General features: G+C 67.3%; 15 protein-coding genes. 4 read left to right on the plus strand and 11 right to left on the minus strand.

Annotation, left to right across the window (positions count from 1 at the left end; all coding sequences use genetic code 11):
* Positions 1-29: 29 nt before the first annotated feature.
* Positions 30-1,031: a LacI family DNA-binding transcriptional regulator gene (locus OG474_RS04970; RefSeq protein ID WP_405060997.1), complete on the minus strand. Its 1,002-nt coding sequence runs from the start codon at positions 1,029-1,031 to the stop codon at positions 30-32.
* Positions 1,032-1,156: 125 nt separating this feature from the next.
* Here OG474_RS04970 and OG474_RS04975 point away from each other — a divergent pair, with 125 nt between their 5' ends.
* The 4 genes from OG474_RS04975 to OG474_RS04990 all read left to right on the plus strand — a co-directional run bounded on the left by OG474_RS04975 (position 1,157) and on the right by OG474_RS04990 (position 5,995).
* Entirely contained in the window at positions 1,157-2,092 is a 936-nt protein-coding gene (locus OG474_RS04975) for a carbohydrate ABC transporter permease (protein WP_405060998.1), read from the plus strand.
* Positions 2,073-2,954, plus strand: a complete 882-nt coding sequence (locus OG474_RS04980; RefSeq protein WP_405060999.1) for a carbohydrate ABC transporter permease — start codon at positions 2,073-2,075, stop codon at positions 2,952-2,954. The genes OG474_RS04975 and OG474_RS04980 overlap by 20 nt, the downstream gene beginning before the upstream one ends.
* Before the next feature lie 10 nt (positions 2,955-2,964).
* Positions 2,965-4,260, plus strand: a complete 1,296-nt coding sequence (locus OG474_RS04985; RefSeq protein ID WP_405061000.1) for an ABC transporter substrate-binding protein — start codon at positions 2,965-2,967, stop codon at positions 4,258-4,260.
* A gap of 700 nt (positions 4,261-4,960) precedes the next feature.
* Positions 4,961-5,995: a TRM11 family SAM-dependent methyltransferase gene (locus OG474_RS04990; protein WP_405061001.1), complete on the plus strand. Its 1,035-nt coding sequence runs from the start codon at positions 4,961-4,963 to the stop codon at positions 5,993-5,995.
* On the opposite strand, the gene egtD is transcribed toward OG474_RS04990, so the two are convergent.
* From egtD to OG474_RS05040, 10 genes are all read right to left on the minus strand, one after another.
* Complete coding sequence (gene egtD, locus OG474_RS04995; RefSeq protein ID WP_405061002.1) at positions 5,992-6,972, minus strand: L-histidine N(alpha)-methyltransferase; 981 nt, start codon at positions 6,970-6,972, stop codon at positions 5,992-5,994. The genes OG474_RS04990 and egtD overlap by 4 nt on opposite strands.
* Positions 6,969-7,712 carry an ergothioneine biosynthesis protein EgtC gene (gene egtC, locus OG474_RS05000; protein WP_405061003.1) on the minus strand — a complete coding sequence of 248 codons (744 nt, stop codon included), beginning with the start codon at positions 7,710-7,712 and terminating at the stop codon, positions 6,969-6,971. The genes egtD and egtC overlap by 4 nt, the downstream gene beginning before the upstream one ends.
* Positions 7,712-9,052, minus strand: coding sequence for an ergothioneine biosynthesis protein EgtB (egtB, locus tag OG474_RS05005; RefSeq protein WP_405061004.1), 1,341 nt, complete (start codon positions 9,050-9,052; stop codon positions 7,712-7,714). Before egtB ends, egtC begins: the two co-directional genes overlap by 1 nt.
* Positions 9,049-10,275, minus strand: a complete 1,227-nt coding sequence (locus OG474_RS05010; RefSeq protein ID WP_405061005.1) for a glutamate-cysteine ligase family protein — start codon at positions 10,273-10,275, stop codon at positions 9,049-9,051. Before OG474_RS05010 ends, egtB begins: the two co-directional genes overlap by 4 nt.
* Before the next feature lie 159 nt (positions 10,276-10,434).
* A complete protein-coding gene (locus OG474_RS05015; RefSeq protein WP_405061006.1) occupies positions 10,435-14,049 on the minus strand; it encodes a glycoside hydrolase domain-containing protein in 3,615 nt (1,204 codons plus the stop codon).
* A gap of 94 nt (positions 14,050-14,143) precedes the next feature.
* Positions 14,144-16,786: a glycoside hydrolase domain-containing protein gene (locus OG474_RS05020; protein WP_405061007.1), complete on the minus strand. Its 2,643-nt coding sequence runs from the start codon at positions 16,784-16,786 to the stop codon at positions 14,144-14,146.
* 73 nt (positions 16,787-16,859) lie between these two features.
* Complete coding sequence (locus tag OG474_RS05025) at positions 16,860-17,519, minus strand: (2Fe-2S)-binding protein (protein ID WP_405061008.1); 660 nt, start codon at positions 17,517-17,519, stop codon at positions 16,860-16,862.
* Positions 17,516-18,292, minus strand: coding sequence for an ABC transporter ATP-binding protein (locus tag OG474_RS05030; protein ID WP_405061009.1), 777 nt, complete (start codon positions 18,290-18,292; stop codon positions 17,516-17,518). Before OG474_RS05030 ends, OG474_RS05025 begins: the two co-directional genes overlap by 4 nt.
* Before the next feature lies 1 nt (position 18,293).
* Positions 18,294-19,322, minus strand: coding sequence for a FecCD family ABC transporter permease (locus OG474_RS05035; RefSeq protein WP_405061010.1), 1,029 nt, complete (start codon positions 19,320-19,322; stop codon positions 18,294-18,296).
* A complete protein-coding gene (locus OG474_RS05040) occupies positions 19,319-20,314 on the minus strand; it encodes a FecCD family ABC transporter permease (protein ID WP_405061011.1) in 996 nt (331 codons plus the stop codon). The genes OG474_RS05035 and OG474_RS05040 overlap by 4 nt, the downstream gene beginning before the upstream one ends.
* Positions 20,315-20,321 lie beyond the last annotated feature (7 nt).

The following is a 20,321-nucleotide window of genomic DNA, read 5'->3' on the forward strand; positions in this document are numbered from 1 at the left end:
GCCCCGACAGTAACCAGCGCAGGGTCCGGTCAGCGTCCCTTTCTCTTCGCAGCAGACGGCGGGCGCTCCCCTGATCCGCGCTGGATCAGCGCGCACGGCAGGACGATGCGCTGCGGCGGACGGCGGTCGGTCCCGGCGGCGCGGTCCAGCAACAGCCGGGCGGCGCTGCGGCCGAGCTCGGCGATGTCGGAGGCGACGACCGTGACCGGGGTCGGCAGCATGTCGGCGAGGCGGAAGTCGTCGAAGCCGACGACGGCAGGCTCGCGGCGGAGCTCACCGAGCGCGCGCAGCACGCCTTCGGTGAGGAAGTTGGTGGACGCGAAGATCGCGGTCGGCGGGTCGGGGCGCAGCATCAACTCGCGCGTCGCCTTCTCCGCGGACTCCGCGTTACCCTCGGGCAGCTGCACCACGAGCGACTCGTCGACCTCGATGCCGGCGGCTCGGTGCGCCCGCCGGTAGCCACGGAGTCGCCGGCCGGTCGTGTAGTACGACGGCGCCAGCAGGATCGCGACCCGCTCGTGTCCCTGGGACAGCAGGTGCTCGGTCGCGAGCCGCCCGCCGCCCTCGTTGTCGACCATCACGATGTCGGCGTCGATCCCGGTCGCGGGCCGGTCCACGAACACCACCGGCACGCCCGCGCTCGCCAGGAACGCGTGGTCGCCCTGGTCCGGCACGATCATCAGCCCGGCGACCTGGCGGCTCACCAGCTCCTGGATCGCCCGCTTCTCACCCTCCGGATCCTCGTCGACACTGCCCAGTACGACGGCGAAGCCGGACTGCCCGGCCACCTCGAGCGAGGCCTTGGCGATGGTCGCGTAGAACGGGTTCGTCAGGTCGCCGAGCACCAGCGCGAGGCTGGACGACTTCTTCCCCGGACGCAGCGCGCGAGCCACCTCGTTGCGCTGGAATCCGAGCGCGTCGATCGCGGTCCGGACCCGCTCGGCGGTCTCGTCCCGGACACCGTGCCCGCCGTTCACCACCCGGGAGACAGTGCCGAGCCCCACCCCGGCCCGCCGGGCCACATCGATCATCGTGGGCTGCCGAGCGGACCCGGAGTTGGTGGGAAACGTTTCGGACACAGGGTTGACTTCCTTTTCCCGACACGGCATCGTCACTCCACAGTAGAACTTGGAAACGTTTCCGTCCAGGAGGCCGGATGAAAGAATCCCGCCGTCGCGCCCGGGGCGGCTCGAGCCGTGGCGCCGGCTCCGACACATTGGCGGCGTACCTGTTCATCGCACCGGCGATCATCGGGTTCACCGTGTTCGTCGGATACCCGCTGATCCGCTCGTTCTATCTGGCTCTGACGAAGTACAACGGGCTGTCCGATCCGGTCTTCGTGGGCCTCGGCAACTTCCGCCGGCTCTTCACGACCGACCCGGCCTTCTGGCCGGCCCTGCGCGCGACCGGGTACCTGGTGGTCCTGTACGTGCCGCTCTCACTGATCCTCGGACTCGCGCTGGCGATGTTCTGCAACCAGCGTTTCCGGGGTGTCCGGTTCGTCCGGACGCTCGCCTATCTGCCCGTCGTCCTGCCCGCGGTCGCCACCATCACGCTCTGGAAGTTCATCCTGAACCCCCAGGTCGGCCTGCTCAACACGGTCCTGGACCGCCTCGGCCTGCCGACCAGCCTGTGGCTGCAGAGCCCGACGATGGCGATGCCCTCCGTCGTACTGATGATGTTGTGGGGCGTCGGCGGCACGATGATCATCTTCCTGGCCGCGCTGCAGGCCGTCCCGGCCGAGCTCTACGAGGCGGCCAAGGTGGACGGCGCCGGTCCGTGGTCGGCGTTCTTCCGGATCACGGTGCCGACGATCAGCCCGATCATCCTGCTGCAGGTGATCCTGCAGACCACCGCGGCGCTGCAGACGTTCAACCAGCCCAAGATCCTGACCAACGGCGGTCCGGGCTTCAGCACCAACGTGCTGATGCTGTCGATCTATAACAACGGCTTCCCCAACCTCGGACGGATCCCGCAGCTCGGCTACGCGTCGGCGCAGGTCTGGGTGCTGTTCATCGTCATCATCGCCGTGATCGCCCTGGCCGCGAAGTTCACCTCCCTTTGGACCTACAGTGACAACACTCCCGACTGAGCGCCCGAAGACACGGCCGCCGCGTCGTCTCATCGGTACGACGGCGTGGTACGTGACGGCGTTGTTCGTGGCCGCGGTGATGATCGTGCCGCTGCTCTGGATGATCACCATCGGCCTGAAGAGCGGGTCGGCGGTCTTCGAGATCCCACCGCGGTTGCTGCCGCGCGAGTGGACCTGGCGGAACTTCATCGACGGGCCGAACGCGATCCATTTCCCGCGGCTGCTGCTGAACTCGACCGTGATCACCGCGCTCAGCGTGCTCGGCGGCGTGATGACCGCGATGATGACCGGCTATGCGCTGGCCCGGCTGCGGTTCCCCGGCCGGAAGGTCTGGTTCTACCTGTTCGTCGGCAGCATGCTGCTGCCCGGCGTGGTCGGGCTGATCCCGCTCTTCCAGCTGTACAAGAGCATCGGCTGGTACGACACCTGGCTGCCGCTGATCGTCCCGGCCTTCCTCGGCGGGAACCCGCTGTTCATCTTCCTCGCCCGCCAGTACTTCCTGGCCATCCCGTACTCGATCGACGAGGCGGCCAAGATCGACGGCGCCGGGCACCTGCGGATCTTCACCCAGGTGATGCTGCCGCTGACCCGGCCGGCCTGGATCACGATGGCGATCCTCGCCTTCCAGGCGTCCTGGAACGACTACCTGAACCCGCTGGTCTACCTCTACTCCTCGGGCAAGTGGCCGTTGTCGGTCGGGATGGCGGCGTTCATCTCGCCGTTCGCCGGCAAGACGCCGGACTGGAGCTACTACATGGCCACCAACCTGCTCTACATGCTGCCGCCGCTGATCCTCTTCTTCGTCGCGCAGCGCTATTTCATCCAGGGCCTCGGCTCGCTCGGCAGCACCACCCAGAAATGAGGGCACCTCTGTGAAGACCAAGCTCATCGGCGTCGCGGCGCTGGCCTGCGCCGGGTTGCTGACGGCAACCGCCTGTAGCGGTTCGGACTCCGGCGCGAGTGACGGCCCGGTCACCGTGACCGTGATGACCTGGGAGTCGACCCAGACCAACGCCGCGATCAAGAAGGCCCTGACCGAGTTCAAGGACGACAACATCAAGGTCGAGCTGCTCGACACCCCGAGCGGCCAGTACGGCGACAAGCTGTCGTCGCTGACCCAGGCGAAGAAGCTGCCGGACCTGTTCTGGTGCGGGAACGACACCGAGCAGCAGTACACCCAGCAGGGCCTGTTGGTGGACTGGACTTCGAAGCTCAAGGGTGGCTCCGAATTCGGGGCGGACAAGTTCGTCCCGTCGTCGATCACCAACTGGACCACCGCGGACGGCCAGATGGGTGGTCTCCCGTCGCTCATGAACGCCTACGGCATCTGGTACAACGCCGATGCGTTCACAGCGGCCGGGCTGACAATCCCGAAGGCCGGCTGGACCTGGGACGAGATGTACGCCGCCGCCGTCAAACTCACCGGCAAGAGCGGAGCGAAGTACGGGCTGGTCGCCGATCAGCTCACCGGACCGGACGGACCGTTCACGATGAGCGTGTACGCGCTCTCGGCCGGTGGCGCGCCGTTCACCGACGACGTGAACCACCCGACCAAGGCCGAGGCGGACGCGAAGTACACCGAGGGTGTGCAGAAGCTGACCGACGCGGTCAAGAACGGCTCGGTCGCACCTCCCGGGTACGACGCCTCGAACGCCCAGTCGCTGTTCGCGGCCGGCAAGGTGCCCATGATGCTCGGCGGGCAGTGGCTCGCGGCCGGCTTCCAGGTGGACAAGCCGAAGGTGAAGTACGGGTTCGCACCGTTCCCGCAGGTGACGACGCCGGCCACGCTGTACGACTCGGTCGGTATCTGCACGCCGCAGTACACGAAGAACCAGGACGCCACCTTCAAGGTGCTCGAGTACCTGAACACGAAGGTGTGGGACGCCGTGCTGCCGGCCTCGCCGGTCGCTCCCCCGGCCTACACGCCGGCCCAGGCGAGCTACTTCGACGCGCTGACCAAGGCCGAGCAGAGCACGGTCGTCGACACGGTCAAGGCCGACCTCGGCGCGGAGAAGACGGCCGGAGTCCGCTTCACCACGCAGTGGGCCCAGCAGGTCGGTGACCTGACCACGGCCGAGTACCAGCCGATCCTGAGCGGCAAGAAGCCGATCGGCAACCTCCCGGCCTATGTCGAGAAGATCAACGGTCTGATCAAGTCCGGCGGCTGACATAGCCGGTAGCCACGCTAGCGTCCGAACGATCAGAGCACGTGGTCCGCGTGTCATGTCTCAGGACATCGGTAACAGTTGATGTCTCAGGACATGGGTGACAGTTTTGGGGCCGGGTGGGTGGTTGGTAGCGGCGGTTCGGTCGCGGGCGAGGATCGCGGCGTGGTGTGCGTTTTCTTGGGATGTTTGGGTGCATGGCGGCAGGCGGCGGTCGGATGGTTCGGGTGTGGACGACGGGGATTGCCGGCTGACCGGCCCGGTCGGGCAGCACAGGTGGGCGGGTGAAATCCGTTGGGGCGCGGGCCGCTGTGGCCGGGAGTTCGGGCCGGAGACATGAAGTGGTGGCTTGGGACATGGTGTGCGCTGTCTCCGCCCACTAGTTCCTGTCTCCGGCCATCACTTTGTGGCGCCTGCCGGCCACTGACCACCGCGAACGGGTCAGCTACCAGACCTCGTCAGCACCTTGAGCACCCACCATCCACGCGGCACCCGCCGAAACGGTTGACCCGTGCTCAAGGCTTCCCAGTCGGTCGGCTTTGAGCGCCTATCAACCATTTTCCGGCCGGATAGGTGACTGACCGGTGCTCAAGGCCGTGCTGGATTCGCGCGGAAGCGTCTGGCCGGCCTGGGGCGCTGCAGGGAGCCGAGGTGGCCGCCATAGACTGTGGTGCTCACTGGAATCTCGGGAACTGCAGGAGAGATGGCTCGCTACGCACTACTGATTCTGCCGTCGACCAATCGGGTGTACGCCGAGTCGTCCACCGCACTGACGATGGCCGAGCTGCGGTTGTTCGGGCAGACGACGCTCACGGCGGACGTGTCCGACATCGGCGAGACCCGGATCGGCGGGGTTCCGTACGTGACGTTCGAGGCCGGCGAACTGCCGTCCGACGACGCCGCGAAGCTGTCGAACATGGCGTCGGTCTACGCGCTGTTCCGAGTGGACGGGAAGCTTCTCGAGCCGGTCGAGCTCAACGCGCTGGACAAGCTCGACAGCGACCTGATCACGATCCAGAAGTACCAGGGCAAGACCAATGAGCTGTTCACCAAGCTCCTGCTGAACGTGACCATGCTGTCGTCGGCCTTCGGTGATCAGCTGCTGAAGCGCAAGTTCAGCGTCATCGATCCGCTCTGCGGGCGGGGGACGACGCTGAACCAGGCGCTGATGTACGGCTTCGACGCCGCCGGGGTCGACGTGGACCGCAAGGACTTCGACGCGTATGCGACGTTCCTGCAGACCTGGCTCAAGCGCAAGCGGCTCAAACACGACGCCGAGGTGGTCCGGGTCCGCCGTGAGCACCAGGTCGTGGCGCACCGCTTCCAGGCCTCCTTCGGGCTTACGAAAGAGGACTGGAAGGCGGGCGAGAAGTTCAACCTGTCGTACGTGAACGCCGACACCACCAAGGCGCTGGAGTTCTATCGTCCCGGGAGCTTCGACCTCGTCGTCACGGACGCGCCCTACGGCGTGCAGCACGGCAGCCGGACGGCCGAGAGCGGACTGCACCGCAGCCCGATCGACCTGCTCAAGGCGGCCGCTCCGGTCTGGGCCGGGCTGCTGCGCTCCGGTGGCGCGCTGGGTATCGCTTGGAACACGAACGTCGCCCGCCGCCCGGCCGCCGCGGAGATTCTTGCCGCGGCGGGCCTGGAGCCGCTGGACGAGCCGCCGTACCAGGACTTTGTGCATCGGGTGGATCAGGCGATCGTGCGGGACATCCTGGTCGCGCGTAAGCCCTAGGCGGCTTGCCAGAGGGAGAGTGCGAAGCGGGCTTCACTGTCGGTCCACCAGCCGGCTTGGGTGAAGCCGCCGGTCGCGAGCTCGGCGGCGACGCCCTCGGGGCGGAACTTGGCGGAGATCTCGGTGTGCAGCTCTTCGCCTTCGGCGAAGTCGATCTCGAGGTGGACCTCGGGGATCAGGACCCGTTGCGCGCTGGTCGCGCGGAGCCGCATCTCGATCCACTCGTTCTCGGCGTCCCAGCGGGCGACGTGCTCGAACGCGTCGACGTCGAAGTCCGCGCCGAGCTGCCGGTTGATCACCCGCAGGACGTTGCGGTTGAACTCCGCGGTCACGCCCTGCGCGTCGTCGTACGCCGCGACCAGGGTGGCCGGGTCCTTGACCAGGTCGGTGCCGAGGAGCAGCCACTCGCCCGGCTCGAGGACGTCGCGGATCGAGCGGTAGAAGGCGGCGCGGTCGGCCGGGAGCAGGTTCCCGATCGTGCCGCCGAGGAAGGCGACCAGGCGGGGCGAGTCGCCGGGCAGCTTGTCGAGGTGCGCGGTGAAGTCGCCGACGACACCGTGTACGTCGATGGTCGGGTAGTCGGCGTTGATCGCGTCCGACGCTTCGCGCAGCGCGGACTCGGAGACGTCGAGCGGGACGAACGTCGTCAGCGTGCCGTGATCGCGCCGGCCGTCGGGTATTAGGCCGTCGAGCAGCAGCCGGGTCTTCTCCGACGAGCCGGACCCGAGCTCGACGAGCGTGTGGGCCTTGGTCAGGGCCGCGATCTCGCCGCTGCGCGCCTGCAGGATCTCGCGCTCGGCGCGGGTCGGGTAGTACTCGGGCAGGCGGGTGATCTCCTCGAACAGTTCGCTGCCGCGCGCGTCGTAGAACCATTTCGGCGGCAACGACTTCGCGTCGGCGGTGAGTCCGGCGCGGACGTCCTCGCGGAGGGTTCGAGCGGCATAGTCCGGCGTGAGGTGTACGTCGATCTGGGTCACTGCGGTCCTTCCATCGGGGTGATGCTCACGGTGGTAGCGGTAGCCACGAGCAGAGAGCGGTCGGGGACCTCGTCCCAGTGTCCGGCGCCGAACGGTTCCGAACCGACGGTGGTCGAGTCGGAGGTCCGTCGCACCCAGAGCGAATGCGTCCACGTGGTGGCGATCAGCTGCTCGCCGTCGGTCAGCAGCACGTTCAGCCGCGAACCTGGCGCTGCCTCTTCCACCTCGTGCACAACGGACGCGACCGCTTCGGCCGCATCCTGTCCGTCGTTGAGCCGATGCACGATCAGTGCGAACAACAACGCGGAATCAACCGGTGCGCCGAGCGTCAACAGGTCAGCCACCGGCAGCTCCTCGGCAAGCTTCGCCGTCGCCCCCGGCCAGCCCGGAATCCTGCCGTTATGACTGAACAACCACTTCCCGTTGCGGAACGGCGCCACCGCGGCCTCGTCATGCGGCATCCGATCCGTCCCGTTCCGTACGGCGGCAATCACCGCCCCGGACGTGATTCCGGCGGCCAGGTCCCCCAGGTTGTCATCAGTCCAGATCGGCACATTCCGCCGATAGCGGGCAGCTCGGTCGTCGGTGTACCAGCCGAGGCCGAAGCCGTCGGCGTTGACGGTGCCGCCGCCGCGCATGTCGTTCGGGGCCCAGGACTGTTCGTAGAGGGAGTGCTCGGGGTCCAGGACTAGGGCGGCGAGGGTGAGGGGTGGGCCTAGGTAGGCGAGGTGGCGGCACATCAGGGGCGCAGCTCCTCGGGACGCGGGTCGCGGGCGCAGCGGAAGCCGGCGAAGATCTGCCGGCGGATCGGGTAGTCCCAGTTGCGGAAGGTGGTGCGGGCGACCACCTCGTCGGTGGCGAACGAACCACCCCGCAGGATCTTGTAGTCCGGCCCGAAGAAGACCAGCGAGTACTCGTCGTACGGGAAGGCACGGAAGCCCGGGTACGGCGTGAGGTCGCTGGAGGTCCACTCCCAGAGATCGCCGATCAGCTGCTCGACGCCGAGCGGGGACGCGCCGGCCGGATAGGCACCGATCGGCGCCGGGCCGAGGTGGCGCTGGCCGAGGTTCGCGTGCTGCGAGCCGGGGCTCTCGTCGCCCCACGGGAAGCGCCGCGTCCGCCCGGTCGCCGGGTCGAAGCGGGCTGCGAACTCCCACTCCTCCTCGGTCGGCAGCCGCTTGCCGGCCCACTTCGCATAGGCCTCGGCCTCGTAGAAGCAGACATGCATCACCGGCTCGTCCAGCGGCAGCAGCTCGCTCTTCCCGAACCGCAGCTGCCGATACTCCCCGTCCACGACCTCCCAGGACCGCGGCCCGGTCAGCGAACCCTTCTGGACATGCGCCCAACCTGCCTCGGACCACCACTGCGGATCCTGATACCCACCACCGGTCACGAACCGCAGGTAGTCCGCATTGCTCACCGGCGCGGTGTCGATCACATACGGCGCGACCCGGACCGCATGCGCCGGCCGCTCGTTGTCCAGCGCCCACGGCTCAACCGACGTACCCATCTCGAAGACTCCACCGGGCACCAGCACCTCCGGAGCCGCCAACCGGCGACCAGCTGGCGGCGCCGGCGCATCCAGCACCGGCACGCCGCGGCGCAGCTGATGCGTCGCCAGCATCGTCTCGTCGTGCTGCTGCTCGTGCTGCACGATCATCCCGAACGCGAACCCGTTGTCGACCAGCTCCCGGCCGCCGTCGAACTTCACGTGGTCGAGCACGTCGAGCACCTTGTCCCGGACCTCTTCGACATAGGCGCGCGTCTCCACCGGCCCGAGCAACGGTAGCGTCGGCCGATCCGCGCGCGGGTGCATGAACGCGTCGTACAGCTCGTCGATGTCCTGCCGCAGCGGCTCGCGGCCGCCCACGTCGCGCACCAGCCACAGCTCTTCCTGGTTGCCGATGTGCGCGTAGTCCCAGATCAGCGGCGACATCAGCTTCGAGTGCTGCTTGATCAGGTCGTCGAGGTCGACCGCATCGGCCAGGTGCGCGGTCCGGCGCCGGGATCTGTCCAGCTGCTCGGCCACGAAGGTCCGAAGCCCCTCATCGGTCAGATCCGAGAGTTGGTGCTCACTCATGACGCTCGCCTTCCGTGGGTGTCGTCGACGATGCGCTGCAGCCGGGTTGCGCCCGCAGCACAGAGCTCGGGGGTGACGCCGGTCCGGTCCAGCAGCTCGATGCCCAGGTCAACAACCGCCGTCGCCGCCTTCGCGACCGGCTTGTCGTCGAGCCCGTCGCGGGCCGCCTGCAACCAGCGCCCGGCGGCAGGCTCAGCCGCGGCCAGCACCTGGTCCAGCCGCTCCGGATCGGACATCAGCGCACTGATCAGCAGAGTCGGGGCGATCCACCCGTCCCCTGGCTGGGTATCGAGGTAGCGAACCTCCAGGTAGCCACGCGGCCGCACCGGCGGGAACAGCGTGGACAGGTGATACTCCAAGTCGTCGTACGTCGGCCTGTCGCCAGGCAACCGGCCATCCGCCCAGTCGCCGAAGGTCAGTCCGTCCGGTGCGTCCCAGCTGTCGCCACGTCGCAGGCACAGCACGGGCGCCTCCATCGCAGTCCGGGCCCACACCTCGGCCGGGTCCGCATCCAGCGGCGGTGGCTCGGTGAACGGCGCACAGGTCCCGAACGTCGCCTCCGTCCGCGCGGACGCCCACCCGGTGTCCGCACCGGCCCGTCGGCGCGAGTTAGCAAACAGAGCAATGAGCGCCGGCCCCAGGTCGTGCAGTGCACGCCAGCGCAGTGCGGTCTGGTCCGCTTCGCCCGCATCCAGGCAGACCTGCAGTCCCGCCGTACTGCACATCATCCGTGGGCCGTGCGGCCCGATCCGCTCGAAGGCCTGCGCCATCGCCGCGTAGCGCGGGACGGTGAGAATGCGGCGCGGACTGCGGAACGCGTCCAGGCCGTGCTCGCCGAGGACGAGACCCTCGGACTCCAACAGCGCGGCCAGCTCGGCCGCATCGGCGGCGGTGTCGTCGACCAGCTGCTGGATCGACGCGGAAGCGGGGCCGGAAACCTCCACCTGACCACCCGGCTCCACCGTGACCAGAGCACCCCGGCCCAACGGCAGCTGTGGGCTGCCGGGAACCAGGGTGGGGGGCGCATGCACGCCCAACGCCTTGCGCAACCGACCGGCGTCGAGCGGCCGGCGCGGATCATCCGCGTGGTGCACGGTCCACTCCAGCTCGACGCCGTGCAGCTGCGGAGGGCCGTGCTTGAAACAGACCATCGCGACATAGCCCTCAGCCTCGGCCCGGGAGCCGATCGGGGTCGTCGCCGGAGAACCGCCGGACGAGGTCACGTCAGCGACCGTAGCTCTCGTTCCGGACCTGAACAACCAAGATCTGATTACTCGTCGATGACGCCTGCGGGATGTGAGACATGCCCACATCCTGCTAGACGCCATCGACAATTTTCGTTGCAGACAAGAACTTCCTGGTGGAAGCGCTTCAATCAGCGATCACGACGTCGGGTACTTCACGCTCCCGCCCCAGTCGTTGTAATGCCAGCCGTTGTTCGGGTCACCGGGGACCCACCACCAGTGCGCCAGGGTGTTCGTCTTGCTCTGGGCGAAGTACTGGTGCTGGTTCTCGTAGGCGAAGCCGACCGGGTCGGAGTACACCTCACCGCCGCGGTCTTCCCACTGCACGACGCCCAGGCCCTGGTCCCACCACCAGTGGTAGAGGGTGTTGTTCGGACCGCGCGCCACCACGTGCTGCTGGGTCGCAGTCTTGAACGAGGACGGCGCCCCCACGAACTTGCCCGGCGCACCGCCCCACTTGACCAGGTTCAGACCGCTACCCGCGTCCCAGAACCAGTGGAACAGCTGACCGTCAGCCGCCTGGGTGTACACGTGCTGCTGTCCGTTCCAGACGAACGACGTCGGGTCGGAATAGGCCTCACCACCCCAGTCGGCGAAGTGCGGCTCGAACTCACCCGTCACCCACCACCAGTGGTACAGGTGGTTGTTCGCGCCTCTGGCGACCACATGCAGCTGGTTGCCCCACACGTACGTCGACGGTGTGCCGACGATCGGCCCCGGAGCACCACCCCACTTGTCGATACGGAGCTCGCTGTCCGCCGGGTCCCACCACCAATGCGTGAGGTCACCGGAGGACGACCGAGCGAAAATATGCTGCTGCCCGGCCCACACCACCGCGGTCGGGTCGCCCGCAGCGTCACCGCCCCAGTCCGCGGTGTGTGGTGCGGTCTCCCCCTCGATCCACCACCAGTGCAGCAGCTTCCCCGTCGTACTGCGGGCCACTGCGTGCTGCTGGTTGTACCAGGCGTACCCGCTGGTCTTCCCGGCGATCGGACCGCCACCCCAGTCGGCGGTCTTGAGCCCGGCCGCACCGGACCAGTCCCACCTCGACATCGTGCCGGTAGTGGAGGGCCCGAAGATCACCTGATGCCCTGCGCCGCCTGCTTCGTTCCACCGGTACGCCGTAGCGCCCGGTACCACGTCTGCTCCGCCCGGGCCTGCTCCGTAGACCTCGATGTCGTCCACGAACTCGACAGTGCCCTTGGCCGTACCGGTCTTGCCGAAGGTGACCCGGACGAACCGTGCCGTCACCGGCGCGAAGCCCACGTCGTACCAGATGCGTGAAGCACCGTTGACGAAGCTCAGCAGACCACGGTCGGTGTAGTTCACGCCGTCCATGCTGGTGGCGACAGTGATCATGTCCGGCCGATAGTCCGGGTACTCCTGGTAGGCGTGGAGCCGGACGGTGCCGACGGACTGCGGGTAACCGAGATCGATGGGCACGACGGGTGCGATGTACTTCCCGTTCCCCACTGTGTAGCCGAACGTCCGTCCGTCACCGAACTCGTCGCCCAGCACACCATCGGTCGCTTCCCGCCCGCTGTCGGGGTAGGCGCCCGACGGTGCGGTGGCACCGACGTACGACTTGCCGCCCGCAAGGTTCTGCTGCAGCAACAGGTCACCCGCGACTTCGAGATCGAGCAGCTGGTACGGCGTCGCGCCGCCGCTGGAGCTGGTCGCCTCGACGCGGACGTATCTCGCCTTGGCGTTCAGGCCCGAGAAGTCGTCCCCGCCGTTACCGGTGACGTTGGCCGCCTCCGCCCAGTTCGTGCCGTTGAAGGAGGTGAGCACGCGGTACTTGTTCGCGTACGTCGAGCCCCAGCGCAGGTGCACGCCGCTGATCTGGGCCTGCCGGCCGAGGTCGACCTGGGCCCAGTTCGTACCGCTACCGGCCGTCGGCTGCCAGCTGGTCGAGCTGTTGCCGTCCACGGCCTTGGTCGCGTCGCCACTGGACGCCGTCGCCTTCTTCAGGTTCGCGAGGTCCTTGGCCACGATCGGCTTACCCGCCGCGGCATCCAGCGCCATCGCCCGAACCTGCTGCATGAAGGTGACGTCCGGGGAGTACCTGTCGCTACGCTCGACCACACTGGTCGCGAGGTCCTTCGCCAGGCCGGGATCGGTCTTGCCCAGCTTGTTGAGGACTTCCCAGTCCTCCATCCCGTCGCGCAACGACTCGTAGCGAGGTGTGCTCTCCAAGGTGTTGCGCGCGACGTCCGGGCGGACGATGTAACCGTCGCCCTTCACGTCCTGGCCTCGTATCCCGTTCTCCGCGTTCATGGTGTACTGCCAGTTGCCATAAGCCCAATGCAGGTAGCCCGTGGCACCGCGGCCGTAGGCCAGCCACATCGTCTGCCGCTGGCTCCACTGCGGCTGATCGATCATCCGGTTCAGGTGGTTGCCGACCGGGATGTTGCAGTTGTAGAACCACAACTCCTTGCCCTTGGCAAGCTCCGCGTCGAAGGGTGCGGGGTTGTCCGTGTAGGTGTGCAGGTTCGGGATCGCGAAGTCGGAGTTCTGCACCACCTCCGCGGCCGTGGCGTTCACCGCCGGGTCCGCCACCTTGACGCCAGGGAAGTACTGGCGAAGCTTGGCGATGATCTTGAACCAGGCGTCGCCGCCGAGATCCCGGTCCGGTTCGTCACCCACGTGCATCCAGTACTTGTCGGTCCAGCCCTTGGAGTCCAAGTGGGCCTTCAGCGCCGGATAGAACTGGGCGTACCAACTGGCTGCCTCAGGGTCGTTGTAGAAGAGGTAGTCAGGCTTCTGGGAACCGGTCTGCTTCGGAGTGACCTCGATCAGCCACTCGGGGTAACGCGGCAGCCCCTTCCGGCCCTGGTGCCCGGCGCCGGTGAATCCCTCGATCCGCTTCACCACACCCTTGTCCATGAACCGCTGGACAACCTGGTCGAACCGGCTGAAGTTGAACGTGTACTTGCCCTGGGCATCGACCGAACTGCCGCCGTCGGTCAGCAGGTTGATCAACGGCAGCTGCAGGTCGTTCTGCCGGTACTTCTTCATCGTGTCGGCCCAGTTGTCGATCAGCTCCCACCACTTCGGCGAGTACCGGTCGTGCCCGTAGAACAGCTTGACCGTGTCACCCTTCTGCATGTCGTACGACGTGAGACCGAGGAAGTTCGTCCACATCACGTTGGTGAACTCGCTCTGGTCCGCCTGCGGAATCAGCACGTCGCGCACGTTCACCGAGATCGGCACACTCAGGTCACCGGCCGTCGTCCGCACCGTCGCGCGACCGCTGTAGACGCCACCCGCGGCCGCGCCCGGAACATGCACCCGGACCCAGATCGACTGCGTCTGGTTGGCCGGTACGGCGATGCCCGGATCATTGAGCAACCGGTCCGGGTAGTCGCCCGCCCCGTGGCGCAACTCGGGATAGATCGGTTGCCCGGCGAAGTTCGAGTTCGCCTCCAGGTACTGGTAGCCGACCGGGTTGTAGGTGATCTCGCTCGCGGGGATCTGGCCGGCCGGCCCGGCCAGATCGGTGAACGCAAGGCTGTTGACGGTGAACGCCTGTGGGCCGCGCAGGACGATCTGGGCGCCTTCGTAGTCGTTCCTGGCCGTGTCCAGCTTGATGGAGTCGGCGCCCTCGGGCGACCGGACACTGTCTTTGAAGATCGAGTTGTACGCCGTCTCGGTCCACATCCCCGGAAGCACACCGGCCGCCTCCCGTGCCTGTGCCACCGGCGCCGGGGCTGCCGCTGTCACCAGGAGTACGCCTGCTATCACTGTTCGCATCCACCGCATGCCAGACAGCCTCAGGGCCGGCCGGCGGCGCGGCAATCCTTTGGACGCTGTTGGTATAGACCATTCGGCAGAGGCTGAAATCACGTCATCCGCCTGCCCTGGCGCCGTACGCCTCGATCTCGTCGATGAACAGCGCGCTCTGGTTGCCGTTCTGCATGGTCTTGTCGAACACGACCTTCACCCACCGGGCGGTCGCCGGCGCGAAGCCTACGTCGTACCAGACATTGGACGCGCCGTTCACGGTGCCGAGGCGTCCGCGTTCGGTGAAGTTGACGTTGTCGGTGCTGGTGTAGACGGTGATCTGGTCCGGCCGGTAGTCCGGATAGTCCTCGTAGGCGTGCACCCGGACGGTGCCGACCTTCTGCGGGCGCCCGAGGTCGAGGTTCACGACCGGATGCACGCTGCTGCCGACGGCCGGGAGCTCGTAGCCGAAGCTCTTGCCGTCACCCCAGTTGTCACCGATCACACCGTCGGTCGCCTCGGTCTTGGCCGCGTCGGGGAACCGGCCCCACGGATCGGTCCGCTCGTAGTCCTTCCCAGCGGCGATGTTCTGCCGCGCCAGCGGGGTGCCGGACACTTCGAGATCCGTCAGCTCGTACGGCGTCGCCCCGCCACTGGACGCGGTGGCCTCGATCCGGATGTACCGGGCCTTCGCGTTGATACCGATCAGATCGTCCCCACCGGGCTTGGCCAGGTCGTCCTGACTCGCCGGAACGTCGGTGCGGGCACCGGCCTCGGCCCACTTCGTCCCGTCGAAGGAAACCAGCACCCGGTACTTACTTGCCCACGTGCTGCCCCAGTGCAGCCGAACCGCGTCGACCTGCGCCTGCTGGCCCAGATCAACCTGGGTCCAGTTCGTACCGGTGCCGGACGCCGGCTGCCAGGCGGTGGACCTCTTGCCGTCCACTGCCTTCCTCGCGTCACCGCTGGACGCGGTGGCGGTCTTGGCCCGGGCGAGGTCCTTGGCTGTCACCGGACGGCCGGCGGCCGCATCCAGCGCGATCCGCCGGATCCGCTGCATGTAGTCCACGTCAGGTGAGTACATGTCGCTCTGCTGGACCACACTGGTGGCCAGGTCGTGCGCCAGACCGGGGTTGGTCTTCCCCAGCAGGTTGAGCACCTCCCAGTCCTCCAGCCCGTCCCGGAGCGACTCGTACCGTGGCGAGGACTCGATCGTGTGGTGTGCCTTGTCGGGGCGGACGATGTACCCGTCGCCCTTGACCTCCTGATCGTTCATCGCGTATTGCCAGTTCCCGTAGGCCCAGTGCAGATAGCCGGTCGCACCCTTGCCATAGGCGAACCACATCGTCTGCCGCTGACTCCACTCCGGCTGGTCGACGAACCTGTTCAGATGGTTCCCGACCGGGATGTTGCAGTTGTAGAACCACAGCTCCTTGTGATTCTTGCGCCGCTCGTTGTCGTAGGTCGCGTTGTCGTACGTGTAGAAGTACGTGTTCGGGATCACGATGTCGGACCGCTGGGCGACGAACGGTCCGGAGCCGCCCGCTGAGGTGTCACCGAGTTTCACACCGGGGAAGTACTTGCGGAGCTGGTCGCTGATCCCCAGCCAGGCCTTCTCGGCGGCCGCGCCGTTGGCCTCGTCACCGACGTGCATCCAGTACATCGGGGTCCAGCCCTTGGCGTCCAGGTGTGCCTTCAGAGCCGGGTAGAACTGCGAGTACCAGGTCTGCGCCTGCGCGGAGTCCCACGGCAGGTAGTCGGGGATCTGTGAACCGGTCTCCTTCGGAGTGACCTCGATCAACCAGTTCGGCCAGTCCGGGTTCCGCTCCTTGGTCTGCTCCCCGGCACCGGTGAAGCCCTCGAGCCGGTTCACCACGCCCTTGTCCAGGAAGCGCTGGACGACCTGGTCGAACCTGCTGAAGTTGAACGTGTAGTTGCCGGCCGCATCGACACTGCTGCCGCCGTCGGTCAGCAGGTTGATCAACGGCAGTTGCAGGTTGTTCTGCCGGTTCTGCTTCATCATGTCGGCCCAGTTGTCGATCAGCTGCCACCAGTCCGGCGAGTACCGGTCGTAGCCGTAGAACAGCTTGACCGTGTCACCGGCCTGCGGGTCCCAGGAGGTCAGCCCGAGGAAGTTCGTCCACATCGTCTGGGTGAATTCGCTCTGCTCGGCCGGCGGGATCACGACGTTGCGCGCGTCCAGCGTGATCGGCACCCGGAGGTCGCCGTTGCTGGTCCGCACGGTCGCCAGGCCGAGGTAGCGCCCGCCCTTCGCCTTGGCCGGTACGTGCACGCGGACCCAGATCGACTGGGTCTGGTCGGCCGGTACGGCGATCGTCTTCTCGTTCAGCAACCGGTCCGGGAAGTCGCCCGGGGCGGTCCGGGTCACCGGGTAGACGGGCTGATGGCTGCCGTAGGTGTCGAAGATCGAATTCTTGTTCAGGTACTCGTAACCGACCGGGTTGTACGTGATCTCGGCGGCCGGGATCACGTCGGAGGCGCCGACGAGCGGGGTGAAGTCGACCGACTTCACCGTGAAGGCAGCCGGGCCGCGCAGCACGATCTGCGCACTCTCGTAGTCGTTCTTGGCTGTGTCGAGCTGGATGTAGTCACGGGCCTCGGGTGATCGCCCGCTGTCCTTGAAGACCGAGTTGTACGCCGTCTCGGTCCACATACCCGGTCTCGCACCAGCTGCCTGCCGTGCCTGTGCCATCGGCACCGGGGCGACCGCTGTCACCAGGAGCGCGCCTGCTGTCACTACTCGCATCCACCGCATGCCAGACAGCCTCAAGGCCAGTCAGCGACCCGGCAATGCATCAGATGCTGTTGGTATAGACCATTCAGCGGAATCTGGGACAAGTCGTGCAGGCGTTGACGTTCGGCAACACGTAGAAGTAGCAGCACGACGTCCGCAGCTTCTGCTCCAGCGAAACTCCGAAGGCCGCAGCCGCTTCATCGGCGTACGGCGCCTGTGCTGGCAGGCGAAGGGCGGACCGCACCTCGTCGTCGACCGCTCCGAACCGTTGCAAGGAGCTGATCTTCACACCGGGCCGGAACGAGTCCAGGAACGCCTTGGCGTGGTCCTTGAGCTGCACAGCAGTGGTCTCAACCGGTACGACGCGGTCGGACAGCAGCGCGACCTCGACCGGGTAATGCGCTTTCGGGTGTACCCGAAACGCCAATGCCGCAGGTGAAACCTCCGGCGTGACGCCGACGGCTGCACCGAGCACTCCGGCCACCAGCGCGGGCACCTGGACGTACCACATCAGCGTAAACATCGCGGCGACCTGGACCGGTGGATCAATGGCGTGCTCACGCGCATAGTCGGCCGCCACCCGGCTACGCCAGCCGAGAGTCGGATCACCACCGGCCTGCTGCTCAGCGATGACCTGTTCGCAGGAGATCCATTCCGGACCCGGTACGGCGTCCGCAGTCCGCACGGACAACCAGTCGACCGAGTCGGCCAGGGTGTCCACGAGGGAGCGAACGGAGGGGGTCACCCAGCAAGCCTACGATCCGGCACCACCACAGGTGCGCCACCGACCTCCACCACCGTGGCCTGAAGCCCGAACACCTCGTCCAGAAGCGCCTCGGTCAGTACGGCGGCCGGACGTCCCTCGGCGGCGATCGCACCGGCGCCCATCACCACCAGGTGGTCGGCGTACTGGGCTGCCAGCGTCAGATCGTGCAGCACGACCACCACTGTGCGGCCGGAGAGATGCGCAGCGGCGTGGACCACGTTCATCACGTCCACTGCGTGCGCGAGATCGAGGTACGTCGTGGGCTCGTCCAGCAGCAGGTGCGCAGTCCCCTGGGCCAGCACCATGGCGATCCAGACCCGCTGCCGCTGCCCGCCGGACAGCTGATCGACCGGACGGTCCCGCAGTTCGGTCAGCTCCACCGCAGCCAGCGCCTGGTCAATCGCTGCGTCGTCCTCGGACGTCAGCCGCCCGAACAGACCGCGGTGCGGATGCCGACCACGCGAAACAAGCTCAGCCGCAGTGATGCCCTCCGGAGTGACCGGCCCCTGCGGCAGTACGCCGAGTTTGCGCGCCAGCTCGCGAGCAGGCAGCTTGTGGATGTCCTCCCCGTCCAGCAACACCTGACCACTCTGCGGGGGCAGCAGTCTGCTCATCCCGCGCAACAGCGTCGACTTGCCAGAGCCATTCGGCCCGACGATCGCTGTCAACCGCCCAGCCGGCACTTCCAGCGTCAATCCGGACACCACCGGCGCATCCGCGCCGTACGCCAGAGTGAGGTTCTCGACGTGCATATCAACGCCCCTTCTGCTGGCGACCGATCAAGTGAAGCAGGTACGGCGCTCCGGCCGCGGCGGTGATCACGCCGACGGGCAACTCGTAGGGACCGAAGTGGAGCCAGCCCAGGCCGTTGCGCGCAATCAGATCAGCCAGTACGACGAACACTGCGCCCAGCAGGGCTGACGTCACCAGCGGCGGGCGCTCCATCCGGGTCAGCCGCAGTGCGACCTGCGGAGCGACCAGAGCAACGAAAGCGATCGGACCGGCGCCGGCAGTCGCCATAGCGGCCAGTACCGTCGCCACGATCAGCAGGAGCAGGCGAATGCGGGCTACGCGCACGCCCAGCGAGGAGGCGACATCGTCGCCGAGCACCATGGCGGACAGGTCCCGGTTGAACATGATTGCTACCGGCAACAGCGCCACCACCGCGATCAGCACCGGGATGGCGTCACTCCAGGCGCGTGCGTTGAGTGAACCGGCCAGCCAGGCCGCAGCCCGGCCCGCGTCGTTCACATCGCCGATCACCAGCATCCAAGCGACCAGCGAGTTCGCTGCGGCCGCAATACCGACACCGATCAGCACTACCCGCCCACCGTCGACCTGACCGCGCTGGACCGACAACGCACCCACGATCAGTGTCGCGAGTAGTCCGCCGAGGATGGCAGCCAGTGGGATCCCCACCTTGCCCGCGAAGCCCGAGATGTTGCCGCCGCCGGAGCCGGCCAGCACGATCACTGCGACCGCCCCGGCCGACGCACCCGAGTTCACCCCGACGATGTCCGGACTGGCCAACGCGTTGCGGGACAGGGTTTGCAGTAGTGCACCAGAGACCGCGAACGCGATCCCGACGAGCAGTCCGGTGGCGACGCGCGGCAACCGCAGCTCCAGCACGATCAGCCGTTGCCCACGGCGCCCACCACCGAGCAGTACGTCGATCACGTCGGCGACCGGCACCTTCGACGTACCGATGCTTAACGACAGCAGGGCAACGACAATGGCCAGCACCGCGAAGAGCAGGCTCAGCACGACAGTGCGCGATTTCACAGCACCACCGCCCGGCGACGTACCACCAGCACGAACAGGGGCGCACCGACGATGCCGAGCACCACACCGGCCTGCACCTCGCCCGCACCGCCGATCAGCCGGCCGACCAGGTCTGCGAGCACCATGGCGCTCGCACCGACCAGCCCGGCGCCTGGAATCAACCAGGTGTTGCGAGAGCCGAAGATCTGCCGAGCAACGTGACCGGATAGCAAGCCCAGGAAGCCGATCGGGCCACACGCGGCCACTCCGGCCGCAGTGAGCAAGCCGATCGCGCCCAGCCCGATCAGACGAGCTCTGGGGATCGACAGCCCGAGTCCTGCAGCTACATCGTCGCCCAGAGCGAGCAGGTCGAGGTCACGCGCGTTGAACGCGGCTAGCGCCAGACCGATCACCGCGAACGGCAGCACCTGACCAGCAACGTCCAGGCCGCGCCCTGCCACCGATCCGACCGCCCAGAAGCGGTATCCGTCCAGGGTGTTGCTGTCCAGCAACACGATCGCCGACGTCATCGCACCGAGCATCGCGGCGACCGCAGCACCCGTCAGCGCCAGCCCGACCGGAGTCGCACCACTCCCCCGCGACGCGAGCCGCTGAACGCCGTACGTCGCAACCAGCGCGCCCGCAAGCGCCACCCACACGGTGGACCCGACCGACTCGACCACTCCGGTCTGTAACCCCAGGACTACTGCAAACGCAGCGCCGGAGCTCACCCCGAAGATGCCCGGCTCCGCGAGCGCATTGCGAGTGTGGCCTTGCATCAGCGCCCCGGCGACGCCAAGGCACAGACCGATGAGGATGGCAACGATCGTCCGCGGCGCCCGCAGGCTACGGACGATCACGTCGGCGTCGGAGCCGTTGTTGGCCGTCATCGCGTGCCACAGCGCGCCTGGACCGAGCCAGCGGGAGCCGAAAGCCAGGCTGGCCACGAAGACCAGCACGAGGACGACCGCCAGCACCACAAGGGATGCGGCGCGCCGAGCCGAGGGCGACATAGGTTAG

Origin of the sequence: Kribbella sp. NBC_01505 (assembly GCF_045040285.1) — a bacterium.
GTDB lineage: Bacteria > Actinomycetota > Actinomycetes > Propionibacteriales > Kribbellaceae > Kribbella.

Excerpts from the sequence above, each read along its gene's own strand:
- OG474_RS05040 (WP_405061011.1), bottom strand. The coding sequence starts at position 20,314 with ATGTCGCCCTCGGCTCGGCGCGCCGCATCCCTTGTGGTGCTGGCGGTC.
- egtC (WP_405061003.1), bottom strand. The coding sequence starts at position 7,712 with ATGTGCCGCCACCTCGCCTACCTAGGCCCACCCCTCACCCTCGCCGCC.
- OG474_RS04990 (WP_405061001.1), top strand. The coding sequence starts at position 4,961 with ATGGCTCGCTACGCACTACTGATTCTGCCGTCGACCAATCGGGTGTAC.
- OG474_RS04975 (WP_405060998.1), top strand. The coding sequence starts at position 1,157 with ATGAAAGAATCCCGCCGTCGCGCCCGGGGCGGCTCGAGCCGTGGCGCC.
- OG474_RS04970 (WP_405060997.1), bottom strand. The coding sequence starts at position 1,031 with ATGATCGATGTGGCCCGGCGGGCCGGGGTGGGGCTCGGCACTGTCTCC.
- OG474_RS05015 (WP_405061006.1), bottom strand. The coding sequence starts at position 14,049 with ATGCGAACAGTGATAGCAGGCGTACTCCTGGTGACAGCGGCAGCCCCG.
- egtB (WP_405061004.1), bottom strand. The coding sequence starts at position 9,052 with ATGAGTGAGCACCAACTCTCGGATCTGACCGATGAGGGGCTTCGGACC.
- OG474_RS05020 (WP_405061007.1), bottom strand. The coding sequence starts at position 16,786 with ATGCGAGTAGTGACAGCAGGCGCGCTCCTGGTGACAGCGGTCGCCCCG.
- OG474_RS05030 (WP_405061009.1), bottom strand. The coding sequence starts at position 18,292 with ATGCACGTCGAGAACCTCACTCTGGCGTACGGCGCGGATGCGCCGGTG.